This is a genomic window from Fibrobacter succinogenes (assembly GCF_902779965.1).
Lineage (GTDB): Bacteria > Fibrobacterota > Fibrobacteria > Fibrobacterales > Fibrobacteraceae > Fibrobacter > Fibrobacter succinogenes_F.
This window is the reverse complement of sequence record NZ_CACZDK010000019.1, coordinates 1-21,100: the sequence shown is the minus strand read 5'-3', so window position 1 is coordinate 21,100 and position 21,100 is coordinate 1. Positions and strand designations below refer to the sequence as shown.

At 48.6% G+C, this 21,100-nt stretch carries 16 protein-coding genes and 1 rRNA gene; 13 read left to right on the top strand and 4 right to left on the bottom strand.

Going from position 1 to position 21,100, the window contains the following annotated elements; translation table 11 throughout:
• Window positions 1-9: 9 nt before the first annotated feature.
• Both HUF13_RS09995 and HUF13_RS09990 read right to left on the bottom strand, forming a co-directional pair.
• Window positions 10-1,074: a lipopolysaccharide assembly protein LapB gene (locus HUF13_RS09995; protein WP_173474991.1), complete on the bottom strand. Its 1,065-nt coding sequence runs from the start codon at window positions 1,072-1,074 to the stop codon at window positions 10-12.
• 6 nt (window positions 1,075-1,080) lie between these two features.
• Window positions 1,081-2,565 carry a histidine-type phosphatase gene (locus HUF13_RS09990; protein WP_173474990.1) on the bottom strand — a complete coding sequence of 495 codons (1,485 nt, stop codon included), beginning with the start codon at window positions 2,563-2,565 and terminating at the stop codon, window positions 1,081-1,083.
• Between the two features lie 494 nt (window positions 2,566-3,059).
• Here HUF13_RS09990 and secA point away from each other — a divergent pair, with 494 nt between their 5' ends.
• From secA to HUF13_RS09965, 5 genes are all read left to right on the top strand, one after another.
• The gene (secA, locus tag HUF13_RS09985; protein ID WP_173474989.1) at window positions 3,060-6,017 is read left to right on the top strand and encodes a preprotein translocase subunit SecA; all 2,958 of its coding nucleotides are present in this window, start codon (window positions 3,060-3,062) and stop codon (window positions 6,015-6,017) included.
• Window positions 6,018-6,741: 724 nt separating this feature from the next.
• The gene (tmk, locus tag HUF13_RS09980) at window positions 6,742-7,374 is read left to right on the top strand and encodes a dTMP kinase (protein WP_173474988.1); all 633 of its coding nucleotides are present in this window, start codon (window positions 6,742-6,744) and stop codon (window positions 7,372-7,374) included.
• Complete coding sequence (locus HUF13_RS09975; protein WP_173474987.1) at window positions 7,371-8,471, top strand: metallophosphoesterase; 1,101 nt, start codon at window positions 7,371-7,373, stop codon at window positions 8,469-8,471. The genes tmk and HUF13_RS09975 overlap by 4 nt, the downstream gene beginning before the upstream one ends.
• Before the next feature lie 43 nt (window positions 8,472-8,514).
• Complete coding sequence (locus tag HUF13_RS09970) at window positions 8,515-8,835, top strand: nucleotidyltransferase domain-containing protein (RefSeq protein ID WP_173474986.1); 321 nt, start codon at window positions 8,515-8,517, stop codon at window positions 8,833-8,835.
• A 16-nt stretch (window positions 8,836-8,851) separates the two neighbouring features.
• Entirely contained in the window at window positions 8,852-10,693 is a 1,842-nt protein-coding gene (locus HUF13_RS09965; RefSeq protein ID WP_173474985.1) for a penicillin-binding protein activator, read from the top strand.
• 168 nt (window positions 10,694-10,861) lie between these two features.
• On the opposite strand, the gene HUF13_RS09960 is transcribed toward HUF13_RS09965, so the two are convergent.
• Window positions 10,862-11,071 carry a hypothetical protein gene (locus HUF13_RS09960; RefSeq protein ID WP_173389847.1) on the bottom strand — a complete coding sequence of 70 codons (210 nt, stop codon included), beginning with the start codon at window positions 11,069-11,071 and terminating at the stop codon, window positions 10,862-10,864.
• A gap of 251 nt (window positions 11,072-11,322) precedes the next feature.
• Here HUF13_RS09960 and HUF13_RS09955 point away from each other — a divergent pair, with 251 nt between their 5' ends.
• The 3 genes from HUF13_RS09955 (at window position 11,323) to HUF13_RS09945 (ending at window position 14,286) form a co-directional block, all read left to right on the top strand.
• A complete protein-coding gene (locus HUF13_RS09955) occupies window positions 11,323-12,258 on the top strand; it encodes a M48 family metallopeptidase (RefSeq protein WP_304039066.1) in 936 nt (311 codons plus the stop codon).
• 819 nt (window positions 12,259-13,077) lie between these two features.
• On the top strand, window positions 13,078-13,410 hold the full coding sequence (locus HUF13_RS09950) for a hypothetical protein (RefSeq protein ID WP_173474984.1): 333 nt from the start codon (window positions 13,078-13,080) through the stop codon (window positions 13,408-13,410).
• A 111-nt stretch (window positions 13,411-13,521) separates the two neighbouring features.
• Window positions 13,522-14,286 carry an NYN domain-containing protein gene (locus tag HUF13_RS09945; protein WP_173474983.1) on the top strand — a complete coding sequence of 255 codons (765 nt, stop codon included), beginning with the start codon at window positions 13,522-13,524 and terminating at the stop codon, window positions 14,284-14,286.
• 13 nt (window positions 14,287-14,299) lie between these two features.
• On the opposite strand, the gene HUF13_RS09940 is transcribed toward HUF13_RS09945, so the two are convergent.
• Entirely contained in the window at window positions 14,300-15,160 is an 861-nt protein-coding gene (locus tag HUF13_RS09940; protein ID WP_173474982.1) for a hypothetical protein, read from the bottom strand.
• Between the two features lie 221 nt (window positions 15,161-15,381).
• Between HUF13_RS09940 and HUF13_RS09935 the strand changes: the two genes are divergently transcribed.
• From HUF13_RS09935 to HUF13_RS09915, 5 genes are all read left to right on the top strand, one after another.
• Window positions 15,382-16,530 (top strand): ABC transporter substrate-binding protein, encoded by a 1,149-nt coding sequence (locus HUF13_RS09935; protein ID WP_304039064.1) that lies wholly within the window; start codon window positions 15,382-15,384, stop codon window positions 16,528-16,530.
• A gap of 3 nt (window positions 16,531-16,533) precedes the next feature.
• On the top strand, window positions 16,534-17,331 hold the full coding sequence (locus HUF13_RS09930; protein WP_173474980.1) for a cyclic nucleotide-binding domain-containing protein: 798 nt from the start codon (window positions 16,534-16,536) through the stop codon (window positions 17,329-17,331).
• Between the two features lie 43 nt (window positions 17,332-17,374).
• A complete protein-coding gene (gene purM / locus HUF13_RS09925; RefSeq protein WP_173474979.1) occupies window positions 17,375-18,400 on the top strand; it encodes a phosphoribosylformylglycinamidine cyclo-ligase in 1,026 nt (341 codons plus the stop codon).
• 238 nt (window positions 18,401-18,638) lie between these two features.
• Entirely contained in the window at window positions 18,639-20,249 is a 1,611-nt protein-coding gene (locus HUF13_RS09920; RefSeq protein ID WP_304039062.1) for a glycosyl hydrolase family 5, read from the top strand.
• A 567-nt stretch (window positions 20,250-20,816) separates the two neighbouring features.
• A 16S ribosomal RNA gene (locus tag HUF13_RS09915) occupies window positions 20,817-21,100 on the top strand; the annotation flags it as partial.

Below are 21,100 nucleotides of genomic sequence, written 5' to 3'. Positions count from 1 at the left end.
CTTTGAAGATTAAAGCATCAACCATTCTTTGTTGAACCACTGGAAGAGCCGTGCTTGTTCAGTGCGGTTTTTGATAAGCCATTGCGCAAATGTCGGTCGGTCAATCGGTTCGCAGATGGTATAGATAAAGGCGTTGACCAATCTCTCGCGAATTAGGCCTTGAAAAAATCTTTGGATGGGGTCGTTGATTTCGTCGGTGAAGGCGACAAGCTTGATTGTTTTTTCCAAGATGTGGATTAGGAATTCGGTTTGTTGCTCCGAGGTGGAATCCTTGTCGTAAAGTTTGCGGGTTCCGAGAGTATCCATGGTGAGCATGGTCTGGATGGCGAGCAGGAATTCTTTGTTGACGGTGGAATCGCTATCCGTTTGCTTGATGTTCGGCGTGTTCATTTCGACGGCGTTGTCTTTTTTTATAACGAGGTATTTGGTCTTGCCGTAAAGTCTCGAAAGGTTGTCGCGGATGATTTCGGCTTTTTTGGAGATGAACGTGGAGTACATCGTGTAAGCGTAAAACGCGGGCCACTTGCCGATTTGGCTTGCCAAGAATCCGGCGTAATAGTAGCTGCCTTCGTGCGTGCGTGTGTTGTTGATGCTGCGTTTGATCCAGGCGTAGGCGCTGTCGGCGTTGTTCTTGCGCATGTACGTGATGGTCGCATTATACGGAATGTTGGCCGAGTTGGGCGACTTCTTGAATCCTTCGCGGTAAATGGCGAGCGCGGAATCGGGCATGCCTTTTTCATCGTAGATGCTTCCGAGCAGGCTATAAAGATTTTCGTCGATGTTTTCTGTCTTGAGTTTTGTCGCGGCTTTGGCGTATGTGAGTGCCTTGTCTAAATCGCGCTTGGCGTGGTACGTGAAAGCCATTTCGTATTTGACGAGTGCGTTTTTCGGGTCTTTCTTTTCGGCCTGTTTGTACTTGGCGATGGCATCGTCAAATTGACCTTGCTCGTGGAACTGTACGCCTTCGTTTATGAGGCGTTCGATTGCGTCGGCGTTAGCGCTTTTGGTGGCGTTGGAGGCGGCAAAAAGCGACGTTGTGGCGATGCAAAAAAGGAGTGCGATTGATTTTTTCATGATAAACTATTTCTGGAGAAGGTCGTTATAAAAATTGCGGATATCGTCCCAGCGGTAGTACGGAGCCGCGGGGCAATTTTGTGAGACTTTTAGAATAGTTCTTTCGTCTTTCGTCTCTAGTCTCTCGTTTGAAGTGCCGCAGGGCACGGGCAGTGTCTGTTCGATTTCGTTGTACAGGATTTTGACGAGGACGGGCTTGCCTGCTGCCTTGTAGAATATCATCTGCAGGTTTGCGGCCATCGGGATGATTCTAAAGTCGTTCCACTGTTCGTGCAGCTTGGACAGGTCGGAAACTTTGGCGTTTGCAACCGGGAGTTGCATGAGGGCTGCAAGCGGGAGGAGTGTGGCGTCATGGCCAAAGCGGAGTGTCGCGGCTATTGGCGTTGCTTGCTTTTCCAAAGTCGCACGCATCTCGGATTTCGTGCTGGTGGATTTGCCGCGTGCGTTTATCGTTGTGTCTACGGCAATGGCTTCGTCAGCTTCTTCAATAATGTTCTGTAGAGTGGGTTTTGCAAAGTTGAGTCCGTCGGGGCGATTGATTAGCGGGCTTGTGCCTTCGAGGCTGTACCACCAGGCGTTTTGCGCTTTCCAACGTGTAATTTTTTCTTCGGTTGTGAACAAGTTTACGAATGAATCGGCGGGGACTTTGGCGGCTTGGGCGATTTCGTCGAGCAGCGGTTTGTCCATGCCCTGGAGCGATGTTGCGATTTCAAAGAAGCGGTTGTAGAATTTGTCTGCTTCGATATTCTTTGCAACGTAATTGCTGTCGTTGAATATTTTTTTCAAGAACGGTTGTGGGTTCACCTGTTGCCAAAGCTTGTCGCTTTCGTCCGTGTAGGTCTTGACTTTGGAATAGTCGAGTTTGCCCCAGTCAAAGGCACTGATGAACTTCATGTAGCTTTTGCCAGAGATGAGTTCGGGTTTGATTTTCGGATGGAGCGAACGGAGTTCCCCGATGAAGGCGGTCATGCTCACGATGCAACGTCCGCTGGTGCTTGCATACGATTTGACATGTGGTGTGACTTTTTTTCCGCCGACATTCCAGTCCTTAAAAACCTCCCCAAAATTCTTGTACATGCGGTTTGCGATTCCCTCGTGCTGTTTGACGCCTACTTGCGTGAGGTCGCCTTTGCGCGGGGCGGCTTCGGTGGCGAGGACTTTGGCGTAGGCGAGCGCTTGCTTACCGGTTTCGGTGAGCTTGCCTGCGGAATCTGCCTTGGAAAGTGTCTTGTAGAGGTATTTGTATTCGTCTGAGTCGTGGTGGTAGCGGCTACCGTGCCTTCCGTAATGGCTGATGTAGAACGGCTTGTATCCGGCGGGAACCTTTGTGTATTTAATATTTACGGGTTCTGGGTACACGAGATAATTGCTCGATGTAAATTCGGGATGTTTTAAAAGTTCAGCGTCATTCGTCTGTGCACTCACGGGTGCGGAGAATAAAAATCCCGCTGCGAGTACAAAAAAGCCCTTGGCAAAATCCAGTTTTTTCATATTGCTAATATAACATTATTGATGTTTTGGTTTATTCGTGCAAAAATAAAAATGAGTATCAAGACTATAATTATTTAGTGTTAAGTGGGATGTTAGCTTGTTATAACGAAATGATAGGTTGACGTTGTGAGAATGGAAGCGTCGGCCACAACCTTAAAAGGCGAGTATGCCTCAAGGCGAATGTTGCATTCATACTTGTATGAATATAACTGAGCCGTTTAGCATGACGCAAAGCGTCAATGCCGCGACCATACTTGTATGGTCATGGTTGAGCCGTAAGGTTGGCGCTTGCGCCAGGATGGGTTTAAATTAACTCTGAGCTGGGGCCCCGCCCGCATGACATACTTTATTGAATAAAAACTAAATTTTAGGCGATTAGCCGCTATTTCAAGTTGAAACGTTGGATGAAGTGGCACATCTTTTGCTACTTTTAACCACGTTTAATTTTAAATCATGCCCTACGGAATTCCGAGGGGTAATTATAAAGGATAACCATGAGCATTGTAGATACAGTACTCCATAAGATTTTTGGTACACCTCATGAACGTAAGGTGAAGCAGCTCCGCCCGGTGATTGCAAAGATTCACGAAGCCTGCAAGGCCCTTGCAACTTTGGACGACGCTGAACTCGCTGCAAAGAGTGCGGAATTCCGCGAAAAACTGAATAACGGCGCAACGCTCGACGATATCAAGGTTGAAGCATTTGCGGTTTGCCGCGAAGCTTGCGACCGCCGCTTGGGTATCTTCAACATTTTCAAGCCGGAATTTGGCTTTGATTTTAGCCGCCTCGGCCCGGAACTCCAGGAAGCTGTAAACAAGGCTAAGGCCGAACTCGAAAGCGGAAAGAACGAATGGGAAGTCTACTTGCCGGCAGCTCTTTACGCTAAGGTTCGCGAACTCTATCCGGATTCCGTGAAGCCGTTCCGCATGTTGCCTTTTGATGTGCAGATGATTGGTGGCCTTGTGCTCCATGAAGGTGCAATTGCCGAAATGGCAACCGGTGAAGGTAAGACGCTTGCTGCCGCTCTCCCGGTTTACTTGAACGGTCTTTCTGGCCATGGCGTGCATGTGGTGACGGTGAACGATTACCTCGCTGGCCGTGACGCTAAGCAGATGGGCATGGTTTATAAGTTCCTCGGCCTTACGGTCGGTCTCATTATCAATGGCCTCAATCCGGAACAGCGCCGCGAAAGCTACAACTCCGACGTGACTTACGGTACCAACAACGAATTCGGCTTTGACTACCTCCGTGACAACATGGCTGTTGAACCGAACCAGCTCGTGCAGCGTGAACTCAACTTCTGTATCGTTGACGAAGTCGACTCTATCTTGATTGACGAAGCCCGTACGCCGCTTATTATCAGTGGTCCGGCCGAAGACGCTACCGAAAAGTACGCAAAGGCCAACGAAATTTCCAAGCAGCTCGTCCGCAACAAGGACTTCTCTGTCGATGAAAAGGACAAGAACATCCAGTTTACCGAAAAGGGCGTGCTCCACATCCAGGACTTGATGCACATTACGAACCTCTATGGCGAACATGCCGACTGGGTTCACTTCCTCGATAACGCTCTCCGCGCTTGGTACCTCTTCGAAAAAGATGTTGACTACATTGTGCGTGATGGCGAAATCATCATCGTTGACGAAAACACGGGCCGCTTGATGGAAGGCCGCCGCTATTCTAACGGTATCCATCAGGCTATCGAAGCTAAGGAAAACGTGCCTATACGCCGTGAAAACCAGACGCTTGCAACGATTACGTTCCAGAACTACTTCCGTATGTACAAGAAGCTCTCGGGTATGACCGGTACGGCAGAAACCGAAGCCACGGAATTCATCAAGATTTACAACATGAACACGTGGGTCATTCCGACGAACAAGCCGTGCATCCGTAAGGACTTGCAGGACTTGGTCTATAAGTCCGAAGATGCCAAGTGGCGCGCTATCGTGGCCGAAATCAAGGAACGCCACGCTAAGGGCCAGCCGCTCCTCGTGGGTACGGCTTCCATTGAAAAGTCCGAAATCCTCCACGGCATGCTCGAAAAGGAAGGCATCCCGCACGAAGTCTTGAACGCCAAGAACCATGGCCGCGAAGCTGAAATCATCCAGTACGCCGGTCACAAGGACAAGGTGACGATTGCAACGAACATGGCTGGTCGTGGTACCGACATTGCGCTTGGACCGGGAGTGACTGAACTCGGCGGTTTGCATGTGCTCGGTACAGAACGCCATGAATCTCGCCGTATCGACAACCAGTTGCGCGGTCGTTCCGGCCGTCAGGGTGACCCGGGTTCTAGCCAGTATTTCTTGAGCCTCGATGATAACCTGATGCGTATCTTCGGTGGCGACAACGTCAAGAACCTCATGAACCGTTTCGGCGTGGGTGAAGACGAAGTGATTACCCACCCGATCGTGTCCCGCTCTATCCGTGGTGCACAGCGTCGCGTCGAAAGCCAGAGCTTCGATATCCGTAAGCACTTGCTCGACTACGATAACGTGATGAACGAACAGCGCAAGGTGATTTACGGGCTCCGCCGCCGCATCTTGAACGGTGAAGATATCCGTGACGAAATCATGAACCGAATCGAAGACGCTTGCGATATCAAGGTTTCCGCTTACATCCCGGCTAAGAGCTATCCGGAACAGTGGAAGCTCGAAGACTTGCATGCAGACTTGCAGCGCACGCTCGGCATGGAATACAGTCTCACGCTTGAAGAAGCTGTAACGAAGACTCCGGAACAGGTGCTCGACGAAATTATCGACCTCTGCAAGGTGCGTTACGACAAGCTCACGAAGATTATTCCGGATGCAGACTTCCGTAATATCGAACGTCGCTTCCTCCTCATGACGATTGACCAAGTTTGGAAGGAACACTTGTATGCTATGGACCAGTTGAAGGATGCTATCCGCTTCCACGGATACGCCCAGAAGGATCCGCTGATGGTGTACAAGAACGACGGCTTCAAGATGTTCGAAAGCTGCCTCGAAAAGATTGCAACGCTCACGGCTCTCCGCATTTTGAATATCCGCATCACGCTCCCGAACGGTGTGACGGTTTCTCCGGACCAGCTCCAGCTCAAGAGCCAGGAACAGATCGACGCCGAACGCAAGGCCGCCGATGGTTCGACAAGCTCACCAACCGATAAGGTCCCTGAGCCTGCCGAAGGGACGCCTGCCGAAGCGCAAGAACAATTGAGCGCCGATGGTGCCAAGGCTGCAGGTCTCGCTGGCCAAGCCGCTTCTTCTGAAACGAACGCTCTTTCTGAAGATCAGGATTCCCAGCCGATGCCGCAAAGCGCACTTCCGGGCACCCGCCCGAACCGTGTGAACCCGGCTCTCGCTGCCGCAGTGAAGCGCGCCCAACAGCAGGCCGGTGCAAAGCTCGGTCGCAATGACCTCTGCTGGTGCGGTTCTGGCCTCAAGTACAAGAAGTGCCACGGCAAGGACGTGGAATAAGAGTTACTAGATAATTCAAAATTGTCATGCCCGATTTAATCGGGCATCTCCTTCCAAGAATCGCGAGCACTCTCGCACAAAACGTAATTGAAAAATCCTCGGCTTCCCCGCCGAGGATTTTTTACAAAATTTATTTGATATTGAAAATCACATGTTTTGGGAAATACATATTGTTACTTTGTTATTAACATGCTGTTTATGATATCTTGGCTTTTTACAAAGGGTGTATAGCTAAAATGGGTAAAAATTTAATCCAAAAGATGTGGCCCATTGCATATCTGAGCTACTTGATGTACCTATAACCCCAGCTGTCACGGATATATGTTTACTTAAATAATAGCCAATTGTAAAGTAATTAGATATAATAGGTGATGTTGTAACACTTACACCTCAGGTGCTTCAGAAACTTCCATGTTGAAATTATTAACATGAGTAGATACACCACCACAGCCATTTATAAAAAAAGCTATAGATAAAATTAAGAAACGAGATATTTTCTTAAAGTTCCCCATATGTAGAAGTATAAATTATTTCAATAATTTTTTTTATTTATAAATACGGAAATTATAATCCAACATGGATGAATTTTAAGGTTGTTGATGAAAGTCGATTCTATTCTAGAATCATTTTTTGTCAGGCTATTTATTAATGGGAAAAAGATATATGGATATAAAATCAATTGCCCTAATCCACGAATGTTATTTTTTTTTGCATATTTGTTCTTATGAAAACTGCGAAGAAATTTTTCAGCCTCGAAGGCATTGACGGTTCCGGAAAGTCTACACAAATCGACATGCTCGTTCGCGTGCTAGAATCCGAAGGCCATAAGGTCGTGAGGCTGCGCGAACCCGGCGGTGCTAAAATTTCCGAACGCATTCGCGAGCTTTTGCTTGACCCCGCTTTCAAGGGCATCATGGCAGACGATACCGAACTCTTGTTGTACAATGCCGCTCGCGCCCAGGTGATTCACGAAATTATCCAGCCGGCGCTCGATGCTGGGAACATTGTCATCGCTGATCGTTTTGCGTGGAGCACGTTTGCTTATCAGGGCTATGCCCGCGGGCTCGGGGCAGACAAGGTTCAGCGTCTGACGGAACTCACTTGTGGCTCCTGCTTCCCGGAACTTACCGTGGTACTCGACTTGACTGTTGAGGCAAGCCGCAAGCGAATGGCGACTCGTGGCGGTGCGCCCGATCGCCTCGAAAGCGAAAAAGCGGAATTCTTTGAACGCGTCCGCGAAGGCTACCTTGCTGCCGGCCGCGATTATAGCGATGTCGTGAGCATCGTCGATGCCGACCGTACTCCCGACGAAGTCCATCGCGAAGTTCTTTCGCTCATCCAGGAAAAACTGAAATGATATTCTTTTTTATTCTCATTTTTGGCGTACTCTTCCTGTTCATGAATGTGAGGAATGTGGCGCCTGGAATCAAGGGGAGCATTATTGCCGGTGCAACGGTTATCCTCCTTCCTGTTTGTCTCTTACTTAGAACAAGTTATTTTGCCTCGCTTTGCATGTCGTTCTTTGCGGTATGGCTTTGCGAAGCTTTGATGTTCTATACCCTCTGGTGGATTGTCCGAGGCATCCGCCGTGCTATCGTGAAGAAGCCGATTGACCCGCGTCTTGTTATTTCGGTCTCAAGGCTTTTGCTTTTTGTTTCTGTGCTACTCACGATTATTTTCCGTATTGCAGGCAGCAGTGCAAACGAGAATTTCCATGTCCGCAGTTTCAAGGTGGCGATCCCGACGGAAAAGGAATTTACGGCCGTGTTCTTTAGCGACCTCCACATCGATCCCTTGTTCAATCGCGAAAAGATGGAACGTATTGTACATGTGTCCGACAGTCTCCATCCGGACTTGGTTCTGTTTGGTGGTGACTTTGCCGACGTTGTGGATACAACACTTTCTGCTTGGGAATACGACTTCCTTGTGCAAAAGCTAGCGGCAACCGCCAAGGTCGCTGCTATTGCCATCGACGGGAATCACGAAGGTTTTGTTGAACGTGAAGGCAGCGACTACAAAAAATGGATGCAGAATAACGGCTTTGTCGTGCTCGAAGATTCTACGGTCTGTACGTCGTTTGCCTGCATTACCGGTCGCGTTGATTTCAGCGTTGCCAAAATGCGCGATGTCGAACGTAAGCCGCTTTTTGACTTGCGCCCTCCGATGGAGGCTGCAAAACTCCCCTGGCTGCTCTTGGATCACCAGCCGCGCGGCATCGAAGAAGAACATCCCGGTCGTCGCCCCGACTTTGCCATGTCCGGTCACACTCACAACGGTCAATTCTTCCCGGGAACCGTTATTATTAACTGGGTTTGGCGCCTTGCGTATGGTCTTGGAGAATTGGATCAGGTCAAATGGCTAGTCTCTAGCGGTGTTGATTCATGGGGACCGCCTGTCCGTGTCGGTAGCGATACCGAAATTTGGTTCCTCCGTTTTGTGCCTGATAGACTTTGATGTCATTCAGTGTCAAAATACATTAACTATATTTGAAAGAACTATGACTCTTTGTTTAGAATCGGATCAGTTAGAAACCGTACAGAGAATACTTGGGCTCCACTTTGAGGGCTTTGAAGTCTGGGCGTACGGTACGCGTGTGACGGGTGTGGATTTGACCCCGGAAACGGATTTGGAATTGGTTGTCATTTCGGACTCCCCCATTGCCCTTGATGACATGACTTCGGTGGAAAAGGCATTTGTCGAAAGCGGACTCCCGTTCCGTGTTGATGTTATCGACTGGTCCAAGCTCCCCGAATCTCTTCAAAAGCAAATCAAGAAAGAACATTTTGTAATACAGGAGGCCGCCGATAGCTTCCAGTAAGACGGCGAGGTTAAATATGAATCGCTTGTTTCCTTTATTTTTAGCTGCAATGCTTTCGACGTCGGTTTTTGCACAGGACGATGTCGAAAAGGTAAAGTCGGTGGTCAAGAGTGGCCGCTGCTCGGATGCAATTGCACCGCTGCAAAAGATTTATAGCTCTTCGTTCCGCAAGCTCGATGGTGAAAAGGCTTCTGTCATGCTCGCCGAATGCTACTTGCGCACCGGCAAGAAGGACGATGCTCACGATGTGGCATCCCGCTTCTTGGAATACCATGTGAAGTCCGCTTACCGCGAACGTATGGAACTTGCACGTGCCGTTGTCGATGTCGAAAAGGGCTCCGTGTTCGATGGCGTCGAAGCGATGCTCCGTGTGCTTTCTTATTCGACCAACCCGGCTGCAAGGTCTCGTGCTAAGGATGTTGTTATCCAGACGTTGGCTGCCTCGCTCCTTACGGCAGACCAGCTCCAGTCTTTGCTTGAAAAGTATCCTGTCGATCGCGAAGTGATGGGCTGGATGCAGCTCCAGATTGGCCGTGAATGCCAGAATGCCAAGCGTTACCGCGCTGCAAGGTACTGGTACAAGAAGGTTCTCAAGACGAGTTCCTCCGAGAATTTGCAGAAGACCGCCAAGAAGGGAATCAGCGCTCTTGAAGGTCTCGGTGCAGGTTTTCCGACCGTTCTCGTTCTTGCTCCGCTTTCGGGCGACTATGCCGAATTCGGCGCCGCCGCTGTTCAGGGTTCTCTCCTCGCTTACGAACAGGCCGGACTCAAGGACAAGGTGAATATCATTTTCCAGGATACGCATGCCGATGCCGCCATCGCCCTCATGCGTACGCAGCGCGCTGTCAATCAGGATAGCATCATCGCTATTGTAGGCCCGATCATGAGTGCTCCGGCAACGTCCGTGGCTGCATGGCTTGGCAGTAACTTCCAGCACGTGCCGATGCTTACTCCGACTGCTACTGATGCAGGCATTGCAAAGCTTGGTCCGAACATTTTTCAGGTGAATATCACCATGGACAACCTCGCCCAGACCATTGCTGACTTTGCCATCAAGTGCCTCGATATTCGCGAGTTTGGCGTGATGAGCCCGCTTGGTGAATTCGGTACGGCAATGTCCGAAAGCTTTACCAAGGCTGTTGAACGCCGTGGCGGTGCCGTTGTCGGTTTCCGCAATTACGAAGAAGGCCGTCCGGACTACAAGACGGAATTCAATCTTCTCCGCGACGTCCGTTTTAGTCAGGTGAACCGCCGCCGCAATATTGCGAAGGGCTTGAGCGACCTCAATACCGTGAATCCGAGAGATCGCAAGCTTTACCTTGCCGATTCAACTAGCGATTTCCCAGGCCTCTTTATCCCGGCAACAAACCCGGCCGATGCTGGCGCCATGGTGAGCCAGGCCGCATTCAACAAGGTCTCCGGCACATATCTTGGAACTTCCGGCTGGTACGGTCGTGAACTCTTGATCCAGGGCAAGCGCCTTGTGGAAGGTTCTTATTTCAGTGTCCCGAGCCTCGATATGAACAAGGGAAATATCGCTTACACGAACTTCGTGAAGGACTTCACCGCTCGTTGGGGTGTTGAACCTGGTGAAGACAAAGTAAGTGGACTTAGCTATGATGCCGCCAACATCATCTTTAGTGCTCTGGCTGCCGTTTCGGGTCAGGATGATGACATGACGCATTACATCAATGCGACAAAGGACTTCAAGGGTATTTACGGTGATATCAAGTTCCGTCACGGTGCAAATGCCAACACGCGAATCGTGACCGTAAACAAGGGCAAGTTCGAAGTCGTCACGGCCTGCGAAAAGCAGGATGTTGCCGAAAAGAACGCCAAGCCCAAGAAAAAGAAATAACGTCTCGCGCCGCAGTCACTCCGCTAGGAGACTCCCTACAAGGCGAGTATCGCGGCTATGGTCATTCTCGACCGTCAGGGAGGGATTCCATACAATTCTAATCGCTCTTATAAAAAAGAACCCTGTGGCAAAAACCACAGGGCCTTTTACTAGGAGGAGAATTATATTTTAGCAGTACGCGGCAATGCATGCTGCCACAAAATCTGCCGATTCGCCTTGCTGGTAGTAGGCATATAGGTTCGAGTCGTCCATGATGTCTTCAAGGTTTACGCCGCTCGTAGAAGTCAGTTCATCTTTAATCCGTTCCTTGAAGGTCTGGAAGCCCGTATGGAACAGGTAGTAAAGAGCCGTGGTCTGCGTTTTCTGGAGCATCTTCATGGAAACCTCCGTTTAAATGTTTTTAGCCTACATTCATTTTCATCCTTCTGGAATATCTCTCATTCAACTCATTATAACTTCCCGTGCCTCAACAACTTAGAGTTTAAAATTATCTAATTTTGTTGATAAGATGTTTATTTCTTATTGGCATCTATTGTATTTATATATTTTTTTACATTCGGAAACAAGTCTTTGCCATATTCCAAAGTGGAATGTGGTGTGCTACATCAAAAGTTTCTAAATTGTCCATAATGTTAAAGAGATTCATCGTTCCGCTTTTAATGGTCGCCGGCTTTTCGTTTGCCGACGAAAATACTTTTGCGCTTTCTCCGGCTCAAAACGAACTTGCCGAAAAGATCACGCAAAAAACGATGGAACTTAACTATGTCGAAGCGTTCAACCTGGCTCGCAAGCTCCGCCTCGAAAACGATGGCGTTGGCTGCGTGTTCCAGAACATCATTCGCGTGAGCATGTACGACGACAAGGGCGATACCACGTCGCTCAAGGTTGCCGCCAAGAATCTCGAAACCTGCAAGACCGAAGGCTTGTGGGATGCGCTCCGCAATTTCGAGATTGGCTATGTGCTCACGGAAACGGGACACTCCGTCAAGGGCGCCATGCAGACCCGCTCGGCTGCAAATCAGTTTGAAGATGCCAAGGATTTTGAATCGAAGGCGTTTTACTCGATTTACGCCTATTACATCGATAATAGCTTTGGATGGCTTCCGTTCAAGTCGGACAATCGCGAGGCATACCTCAAGATTCTCGATTCCGGTTCTTTGCGCTCGGCCCGATTCTGGCCGCTGTTCTTGACGCCGCTCATCTGGATGCACTATGACCGCAAGGATTTCAAGACAGGGCTTTCGCTTGCCGAACGTGGGCTCAAAAAGGCACCGAACCATCCGGTGATGCTCCAAATCAAGGCCGACATGCTTTACAGGCTAAATCGCTATGACGAAGCTGCCGCCATCTACGAAAAGAGCGCTGCCGATTATCTCGAACGCACCGGAAAAACCATTCGCTATTGGTGCTCCATCTTGAATCTCATCCGCATCTATCACGATGCTGGCGATGAAACCAAGGCTAACGAACAACGTAAAAAGCTCGACGATCCGGATTACCAAAAGCAAAAGAAATGGATGCCGGGTTCGCTCCTCGATGACCTCAACGACCGCAAGTTGATTTAGGTCTGAAGTAGATGCGGATATTTAAAATCTATATCCGGTTAGTAAATAATCAAATTTTCCGCCAGATGCAATAGCATATCGACTGGGGCCTATTTAATAGGATTCCCTCCAATCTAGCCTACGCGAACAATAAAAGGCTCCGAGAAAATCTACTGCGACTTTTTTCAAGGACATTTCGAACAGCTACCGTGAGGAGCGTGGCATGAAAAAACTGGCAATTTTCAAATGAAATCGTCGTTTTCAAATTTGTTTAGGATAGTAGTGAAGTTGAAAAAAATCCCCTCCAATTGGAGGAGATGACTGCAAGTAATGTTTATTGCAAGAACGTCACGCCGGACCCTGTTCCGGCATCTTTAGTACTTGATTATTTTAGATGGTGAATCTTTAAGAAATTTTCCTGCTGCGTTTCTATTGTGCTTTTTTGAGGCAGGAACTTTTTTTTGTTGTGGTCTATAAAGAATTGCCGAGGTTGGGCGAGAATTGACAAAAAACTCTCCCATGAATTTCATGTGTAAATTTATGCGTAATGCTATTTATTTTGATTGTAAAATAGTAACTTTATTCATTAAATGGGCTTTTACAGTACGATAATAATGGCAATGGTGTTGTTGAGTATGCTTTTATGATTTATGCTGGAGAATCATCAAGTGGATCCAATTTGAAGATATGGCCTCACGTTGGTTTTTTGAGTAAAGATAGCGGCAATCAATCAAAAAAGGTAAGGGAGCATTTGTACATAGATTGGTATGCATGTGCTAATGAAATTGACGAACATGCGTATAAAAGATATAAATCAACGCATGTTTTAAGTGGGGTAGGATGAAAGAAATGTCTAGCAGTTCAACTGGTGTGATATTTATAGCGATTTCGGAAACACGTCCTGTTTCGGCATCTTCTATAGCTGTATCTAAAACTTCACCGCAGCAAGCAAGTGTCATCTCGCAAAACGGAATCGTAAATATCACCACGCCTTTGCCTGGAACAAAAAAGGTTCACATGTTCTCGCTAAATGGCCAGCTTTTGTTTGAAAAGCAGATGGATGGTACGGAATTGCAATTCCAATGGCCCAAGCATTTGGGCGAGCAAAAGGCCGTCTTGTCTGTTACGCAAGGGAATGCGAACTTATTTATGGGCGTAGTTGATGGAAAATAACGAAATTTTCATTCCCTAACCACTAATATTTTTTTACAAAAAATTTTAGGACAAACTCGACAAAAAAGCGTGTTAATAAGGTAGAAGCTCATTAACATATCGGGAGGTTTTATGTCGAGCAAATTGTCCGTATTGCGCGTTGGCTTTTTCTTGGACGGCTACACGCTTAAAAAGGTGAATGAGTATTATCTCAAGTATCATCGTTACCATTCACGTATTGATCTTAGAGCGTTAAAAGGATGGGTGAGGGATTACGCTGTAAGGCTTTTGGGCAGGGAGGCATGTCCGGTGGAGGTCGAGGGGCACTACTACCATCCGTATGTCCGGAGTACCGATGTCGCTGAATCGCCCATCGGGGATGGCATGGAACGCTTTGAAAAACAGCTTACGCTTGCGGGCTTTGAAGTCCATTACAATTTACCCACGCGGGCCGATAAAATGGGGCCGAACATGCAGCTTGTCGAAGATGCGTACCTTTATGCTTACTATCACAAGATTGATGTTCTTGTACTGCTAAGTACACAGGGGCAGTATTCGACGCTGCCGGAACGGCTCAAGCGAGAAGGAGTGCCCATGCTTTTGCTGGGCTGGAATTTTGAGTATTTAAAGGGCGATACGCCTGTTTACTGGAAAACGGATTCGTGCTTGCGTGAACTGAGCGGTTATTACGTTGCTATGGAAGATGTGGCCGAAAAGTATCCGCCTAAGCATGGTGTCGCAAGGAATTTGTTCATGTTGCCTTACAGCCAGCATCCGTCACATTCGAGCGCTTGGCGAACGTATTTGAAAAAAATTGTGGATTCGATTGATGAACCTAAATGCAGTTACGAAAACGCTAGATACGAAAAAAGCCCTGCAGTGGCAGGGCTCGTCTAAAAGCTATGTTGTTTTAAAGCTTGTCTTGCTGCTTTTTGGCCCAGGGGCTCAAGAACGTCCAGGTGAAGCGGAGACCTACGAACCAGGTGTCGCCATCGTTGTCGGTGTTGAAGTTCTCGGTGTCGAGGTTTGATCCTTCGACGTTGAGTTCGTTGTAACGTACTACGCGGTAACCGCCATAGAGGCCTACGGAGAATTGTTCAAGTTGTATGCGAGCTTCGAGTTCTGCGTTGAACGTGGCGGCGATGGTGCTATAGTAGCGGTCGCGTGTGATGATTTCTTCCGAGGACGACGTATTGGTGACGATGTAGTTCGACGTGAAGTGGATGTTCATCATGTTGAAACCGATACCTATAGCCGGAATCAAGTTGAAGAACTCGTCTTCGCCGAGAACCTTCCAGCCGAACATCCAGTCCGCGCCATAGTTGAACCAGCGTGCGTCGTAGAGAGGGAATGGAGAGAGCTTTCCATTCTCGTCCATGCCTTGTACGTTTTTTGCCGGTCTTTCAGAAATCTGCGTTAAAGCAAAGTTGATGTCGAACCAAGTCAGGAATTGCTTGTATTGTGCACCAATATTAAAATGGAGGGCTGGGTAGAATTCGTTGAACTGACTGTATTTGGGGTTGGTGGCGAATCGGTAGACTGTGGAATCACCCTTGTGTCTGAGTGTACCTTCTTTAAGTCCTATGAAGGCAACTTTGTTGACGTAATCGTGGAATGATTCGGTCATGCCGCGGAAGTCGGCGCCAAAGGAAACAAAGCCACGGATGTGGTCCTTGTCATAGAATCCTTCTTCGGCTGCAGATGAAGAAGTGGCAAATGCAAGAATACTAAATACCGCAGCCGCGCATAAAGAGGCTATTTTTGTTTTCATACAGGCTCTCTCCTAATAGGAAATCTCATAAAAGAGATATGAAGTCAAACAATAAAATACATTATCTTACGGTTTTGTGCATGAAAATTTACGAAGGAATATTGAAAAACGGCAAAATAGGGCGTTTTTTGCATTTATTTTTGCCGATTTTGTGTTTTTGCGGTACTCTGGCGGGAGTTTTTTTTGTAGTTGGCTGCAACAGCGACAAGCAAGAGTCGAAGGTGGCTGCTTGTAGCGATTCCGTACAGTTTGAGCCGGTGGGGAGCGATTATTTCTCGATTGGCAAGCTATGCGGGGTGGATGTCGCCGTTGTGCGCTCCGTGGTCGGGAAGGATACGCTTGTTCACAAGTATGTGATGATGGATTCTGCGGCTGCTGGTTTGGGGACGGATTTGCGCCGTCGGGGGTTCCCAGAAAAATGGCAGTCTGCGTTCGTGCTGCGTGTTCCGCTCAAGCGGGTGGTGGCGCTTTCGACTGCGCAGGTCGGATATATGCTTAGGCTTGGACTTCGAGACAACATTATTGGCGTCTCGGATGGGCAGTACATTGTGGATAGTATTTTGTACGAACGCGCTCGGCAGAAATCTGTCGCAAGCATTGGTTACGATGCGGGCGCCTTGGAAAAGCTCATGGCGTTAAGTCCGGACCTGGTTCTAGACTTTACTACGGGCGGCGATTATGACAACTACGAACAAATTGCAAGAACGAACTTGCCGTTGATGCTCACGTCGGAGTGGCAAGAAAGCAGCGCACTTGCAAAGCTGGAATGGATTAAGTTGTACGGAATTCTGTTTGGCCTCCGCGCTCAAGCCGATACCATTTTTGAACAAGAGAAGAATAAGTACGAAACATTGAAAAAAATGATAGCTTCTTCTGCAAGTGACTCACTTCCGACTTCCGACTTCCTACCGCCTACTAAATCCTGTCCTCGCGTTTTGGCAGGCATGTCTTACGGTGGTGTTTGGCATGCTTCTGGCGGCAACAGTTTTACGGCGAACTTGGTTCGCGATGCGGGCGGCTGCTACTTGTGGGCTTCCGATACTTCCCGTGAACTAACGTTCTCGTTCGAGCAGGTTTATGCGCTTGCCGATAGCGTGGACATGTGGGTGAATCCGTCTGCATTTGGTACTGTCGATGAAATCCTCTCGCTTGAGCCTCGTGTGAAAAATATCAAGGCTTTCAGGGAGAAAAAAATTTTCCAGAATGACGGGCGCAAGGGGCCTGGGGGTGGTAACGATTTTTACGAAGGTGCCATCACCCGGCCGGCGGAACTCCTCTGGAATCTTACAAAATGCATAAAAGGCACTGTTCCGAGCGTAAATTCGATCGATACTAGTTACAAATGGTACAGAAATATCTATAATTTTTAACGTATGATGTCACACGCAGGTATTGGAGATTGGATTGCCGCTCAATATGATCTTGGTGTACCGTTTTTGCAACAGGTGCCAAGAGAGTATGCGGATTTTTTACTGTTGAATGCCCAAATTCGCGAATACGACGCCGGGGAGATTATTCTTCAGGGCGGAGTTGATGGCGAATTCTTTTGCGTTTTGCAGAGTGGATGCGCCACGATTTGCGGTCAGATTCTGCCAGATGGTCACTATAGCGCGCTTGCGACTTTGGAAAGCGGTTCTTGCTTTGGTGAAACGTCCATTCTGTGTAATGAGCCCTCCGATAATACGATTGTTGCCGCGGAAGACGGCTGCACGGTGCTCCACATCCCTAAGGCGGAGTTTTTGAAGTTCTTGGAGAAGAATCCAAGTGTCATGGTTTACCTTTACAAGGTGATGGCGAACCGACTCCGTGCAAAAGATGAGGCGTTTGACGAGTTCGAACGTTTGTCGCTTTTGGCTTCGGCGAAAGTGCTTCCGTTTATAGATTTTGCGCAAACGATGGAAAAGAGCTATATCACTGGTACGGTTATTTTCGAATGTGCCGGGGAACATGGCTTTATCGCCTTCCAGGATGGCCGAATCTGCTGTGCCAAGTGCGGCAAGCTTGCAGGGCCGGATGCTCTTGAAAAGATGCTTTCGTGGGGCGATGACACGTTATTCAAGCTAGACACGCATGTGATGCCTGATGTTGTAAACATCAACCAGATGACGGATACGACAAGCCTCATCCTTGATGCGCTCAGAAATATTGATGAAAAAACAAAGCGCCCGTAAATAGGGCCAAATCGCTGCCCGCTCGTAGGGCAAAGGAAAAAAGATGAATTACGCAGACGCAGGAGTTTCCTTGGCACGTGCCGATGAGGCAATGGTCGGTGTCAAGAAGTCCGTCCGTACCACATTCAACCAGGGCGTTCTCGGCGACGTGGGCAACTTCGGTGGCCTGTTCACTTTGAACCACCTCGGCATGAAGGACCCTGTCCTCGTGAGTTCTGTTGACGGTGTCGGCACCAAGCTCAAGGTCGATATCGAAATGGGTACGCACGAACTGCCGGGCCAGGACATCGTGAACCACTGCTGCGATGATATTCTTGTTCAGGGCGCACGTCCGCTGTTTTTCTTGGATTACGTGGCTACGGGCCGTCTGGAACCGGGTGTCATGGACAAGCTCGTTGCCGGTATGGCAAAGGCTTGCCGTGAAAACGATCTCGTCTTGATCGGTGGTGAAACTGCTGAAATGCCGGGCTTCTATGGTCCGGGTGACTACGATATTTCTGGTACTATCGTGGGTGTCGTCGAACGCGAAAACATCATCGATGGTAAGAAGATCAAGCCGGGTACGATCATTCTCGGTCTTCCGTCTACTGGTCTTCATACAAACGGTTATTCTCTTGCTCGTAAGGTGCTCTTTGACGTGGCTGGCTACAAGGTTGACACCGTTGTGGATGGCATGGACAAGTCCATCGGCGAAGCTCTTGCTACACCGCACCGCAGCTACTACCCGAGCCTCATCGACCTCTGCAACAAGAAGAAGATTCAGGGTCTTGCTCACATTACGGGTTCTGGCTACCAGGGCAACATCCCGCGTATCCTTCCGGACAACGTTGACGTGATTATCGACCGCACCACGTGGGATCCTCCGATGATCTTCAAGTTGATCCAGCAGGCTGGCTCTGTCGAAAAGGACGAAATGTACTCTACGTTCAACATGGGCATGGGCATGCTCTTGTTCATTGATCCGGCTGACAAGGCTGAAGTTGTTGCTCACCTCGAAGCTAAGGGCGAAAAGTGGACGCAGATCGGTGAAGTTGTCGCCGGCACCAAGCAGGTGAAGTTCCGCGACTAGGAGTTAGGTAATAGGTATTAGGCTATAGGTTAATTATCGCGACTTCGTCGTCTAATATGGATGTGCGGAGCGCATGATACTTTTCCTAAATCCTATAACCTACAACCTGTCCCCTTTAAAAGGCTTGCGTGTAATGCGCGGCCTTTTTCTTTTATTAATTCTCTTTCAAAAAACTTTTTTTTGTGCCTTTTGTTCTAATAAAATCTAGTTTTAGAGGAAGTGTGTAAAAAGGAAAATTATGAAAAAACGTTTATTGAGCTCTTTGCTTGCTGTGGGCGCTGTTTCAATGTTTGGCGCCTGTTCGGATGATTCCCCATCTCCATTTACGCCGCCGGTGGGCCCTACTCCGTCAAACGTCTGTTCTTACATGACTTTGACCCATTCTGGTTGGTTGCTTGAAGTGGGCAACTCTTATTGGATTATTGGTGATGATAACAAAGTCACGGACGTTGTGGACAATCCTGTTGGCATTTTTAACGGGACAAGCATTGTGGATGACGCGGGCAATGTTCTCATCTCTAACGTCAACTTGAGTGCACAGCAGCGTTGCGAAGCTGGTTCTATGCCGGGGATTGAAAGTAGTTCTAGTGCAGGTACTGCTATTCCGGGTTCTTCTGCAACGCCGGTTTCTAGCGCTGTTAATCCTGGTTCAAGCTCCAGCACGGGTCCGGTAAATCCTGGTTCTAGCTCTGGCGTTCTTCCGCCGCAGTCTAGTTCTGCTGTCAATCCGGGGAGTTCTGCAGTTGAACCGACTTCGTCTGCTGCCGAAAGTTCTAGCAGCAATGGAACTGTCAAGGTTGTTGGCAATCCCGAAGAAGACGTCAAGTTGTACCCTGTGCCCACGCTCAAGAATATTCTTGGCAATGGCACTAGCGGCTGGAATACCCGCTATTGGGACGCCTGCAAGGCTCATTGCTCCCAGACGAGTACCGATGGCGCCGAAGGCAAGCCCAAGATCAATACCCAGGCAGAATACGAGTCTAGGCATTACACGGCCCGTGTCTGCAATATCCACGATATTGAAATTCCAACGTTCACTTATAGCAAGGGCTTGGAACGCTACTGGGTTGGTATTCAGAATACGCCAAACGCATGTCAGGAAGCAAGCCCTGCATCTGGTGGCGGCTTCACTTGTACTGACATGGCCCCTGTAGCTGTGAATGATACTTTGGCATATGCTTTCGTTGCTGGTAGCGATGCGACAACTTCGTGTGGTAAGTGTTTCCATCTACAGTATGACGGTAGCTTTAAAGATGCCGATGGCAATAATGCTCCCAAGGGAACGCACAAGGCCCTTAAGGGTAAGCATATCATCGTGATGGCATCCAACATCGGTCACGATGTGAAACCTGGCCAGTTCGACCTTATGGTACCGGGCGGTGGACCGGGCATCTTCAATGCCTTGCAGCTTCAAATTACCAAGCCTGGCATTGAATGGGGTGCTACTTATGGCGGCTTCTTGACATACTGCCAGAACGGAGAAAAGTGCGGTTATGATGGCTCGCTGGAATGCTACCAGAGTTGCGTCAAGGACATGTGCGATGCTGCCTTTGGTGACTCCAAGTATCCGAACCTGCTTCGCGGTTGCCACTGGTTTGCCGATTGGTATATGGCCGCTGATAACCCGACTTATCAGTGGGAAGAAGTTGAATGTCCGCAGTACTTGGTTGACAAGTATCAGACTACAATCAGCACATCCATTGAAACCAAGATATTGTTCCAGTCAGACTGGTCTAAATACAAGGGCGGTGAATTTATCACCACGGACGCCTGTAGCAAAACTCCCAATGCACAGGGTGAATACTGCGATCCTGACCAGCTGGCTGCAGACAAGGCAAAGACCTACTAGTCCTGTGTACGAATAAATTTATTGGAATATGTGTCCCGGAAGTATCCCTTCCGGGATTTTTTTTGTGCTGTCACCTCGGTTTTTGTGCGTTTTTCCTTGCGCCTGTCATGCCCGCACTTGCTGCAGGGTCGCCATTATGAGCTGTCCTTGCGCCTGTCATGTCCGCTACCGAGCGGGCACCTCCCTTTAAAAAGTGCACGACACGTCCTGGTTTTTAGGAAAAACACCAAGTGCCTTGAAACGAAGCGCCATGGTTTCGGAAAAAATTGCCCAATGTTTGGAATAAAACCGTCATGGCGTGCCCCGACCCGTCGTTTTTAACGAAAAAAGTGAAAAAAAGTGAAATTTTTTCGAATTTACCCCTTGCAAATGTTCCTGAAAATTCTATAATTGGCGCCGTTCCTGAGAGACGAGGCCGAAACGAAGAAACGAAAGCCGAGAACGAAGGAAAAAGCGAAAGCCCGCGAGACTTTCGGGAAGATTGAAGGAATCGGAGATATGCTTAGTGACGGCCCAAGAAAATTTCTTGGAAGTCTTTTACGGAAAACAGGACAGACTATTATAAAATCAATGAAGAGTTTGATCCTGGCTCAGAACGAACGCTGGTGGCGTGTCTTATACATGCAAGTCGAGCGAGGCAGCAATGCCGAGCGGCGAACGGGTGAGTAACGCGTAAGCAATCTGCCCCATATCAGGAAATACCCGTGTCAACGCGCGGTTAATGTCCAGGAGAGTGGCCTTCTGCATGGAAGGTTGACTAGAGATTTATCGGTATGGGATGAGCTTGCGTCCGATTAGCTAGTTGGCGGGGCAACGGCCCACCAAGGCGACGATCGGTAGCCGGCCTGAGA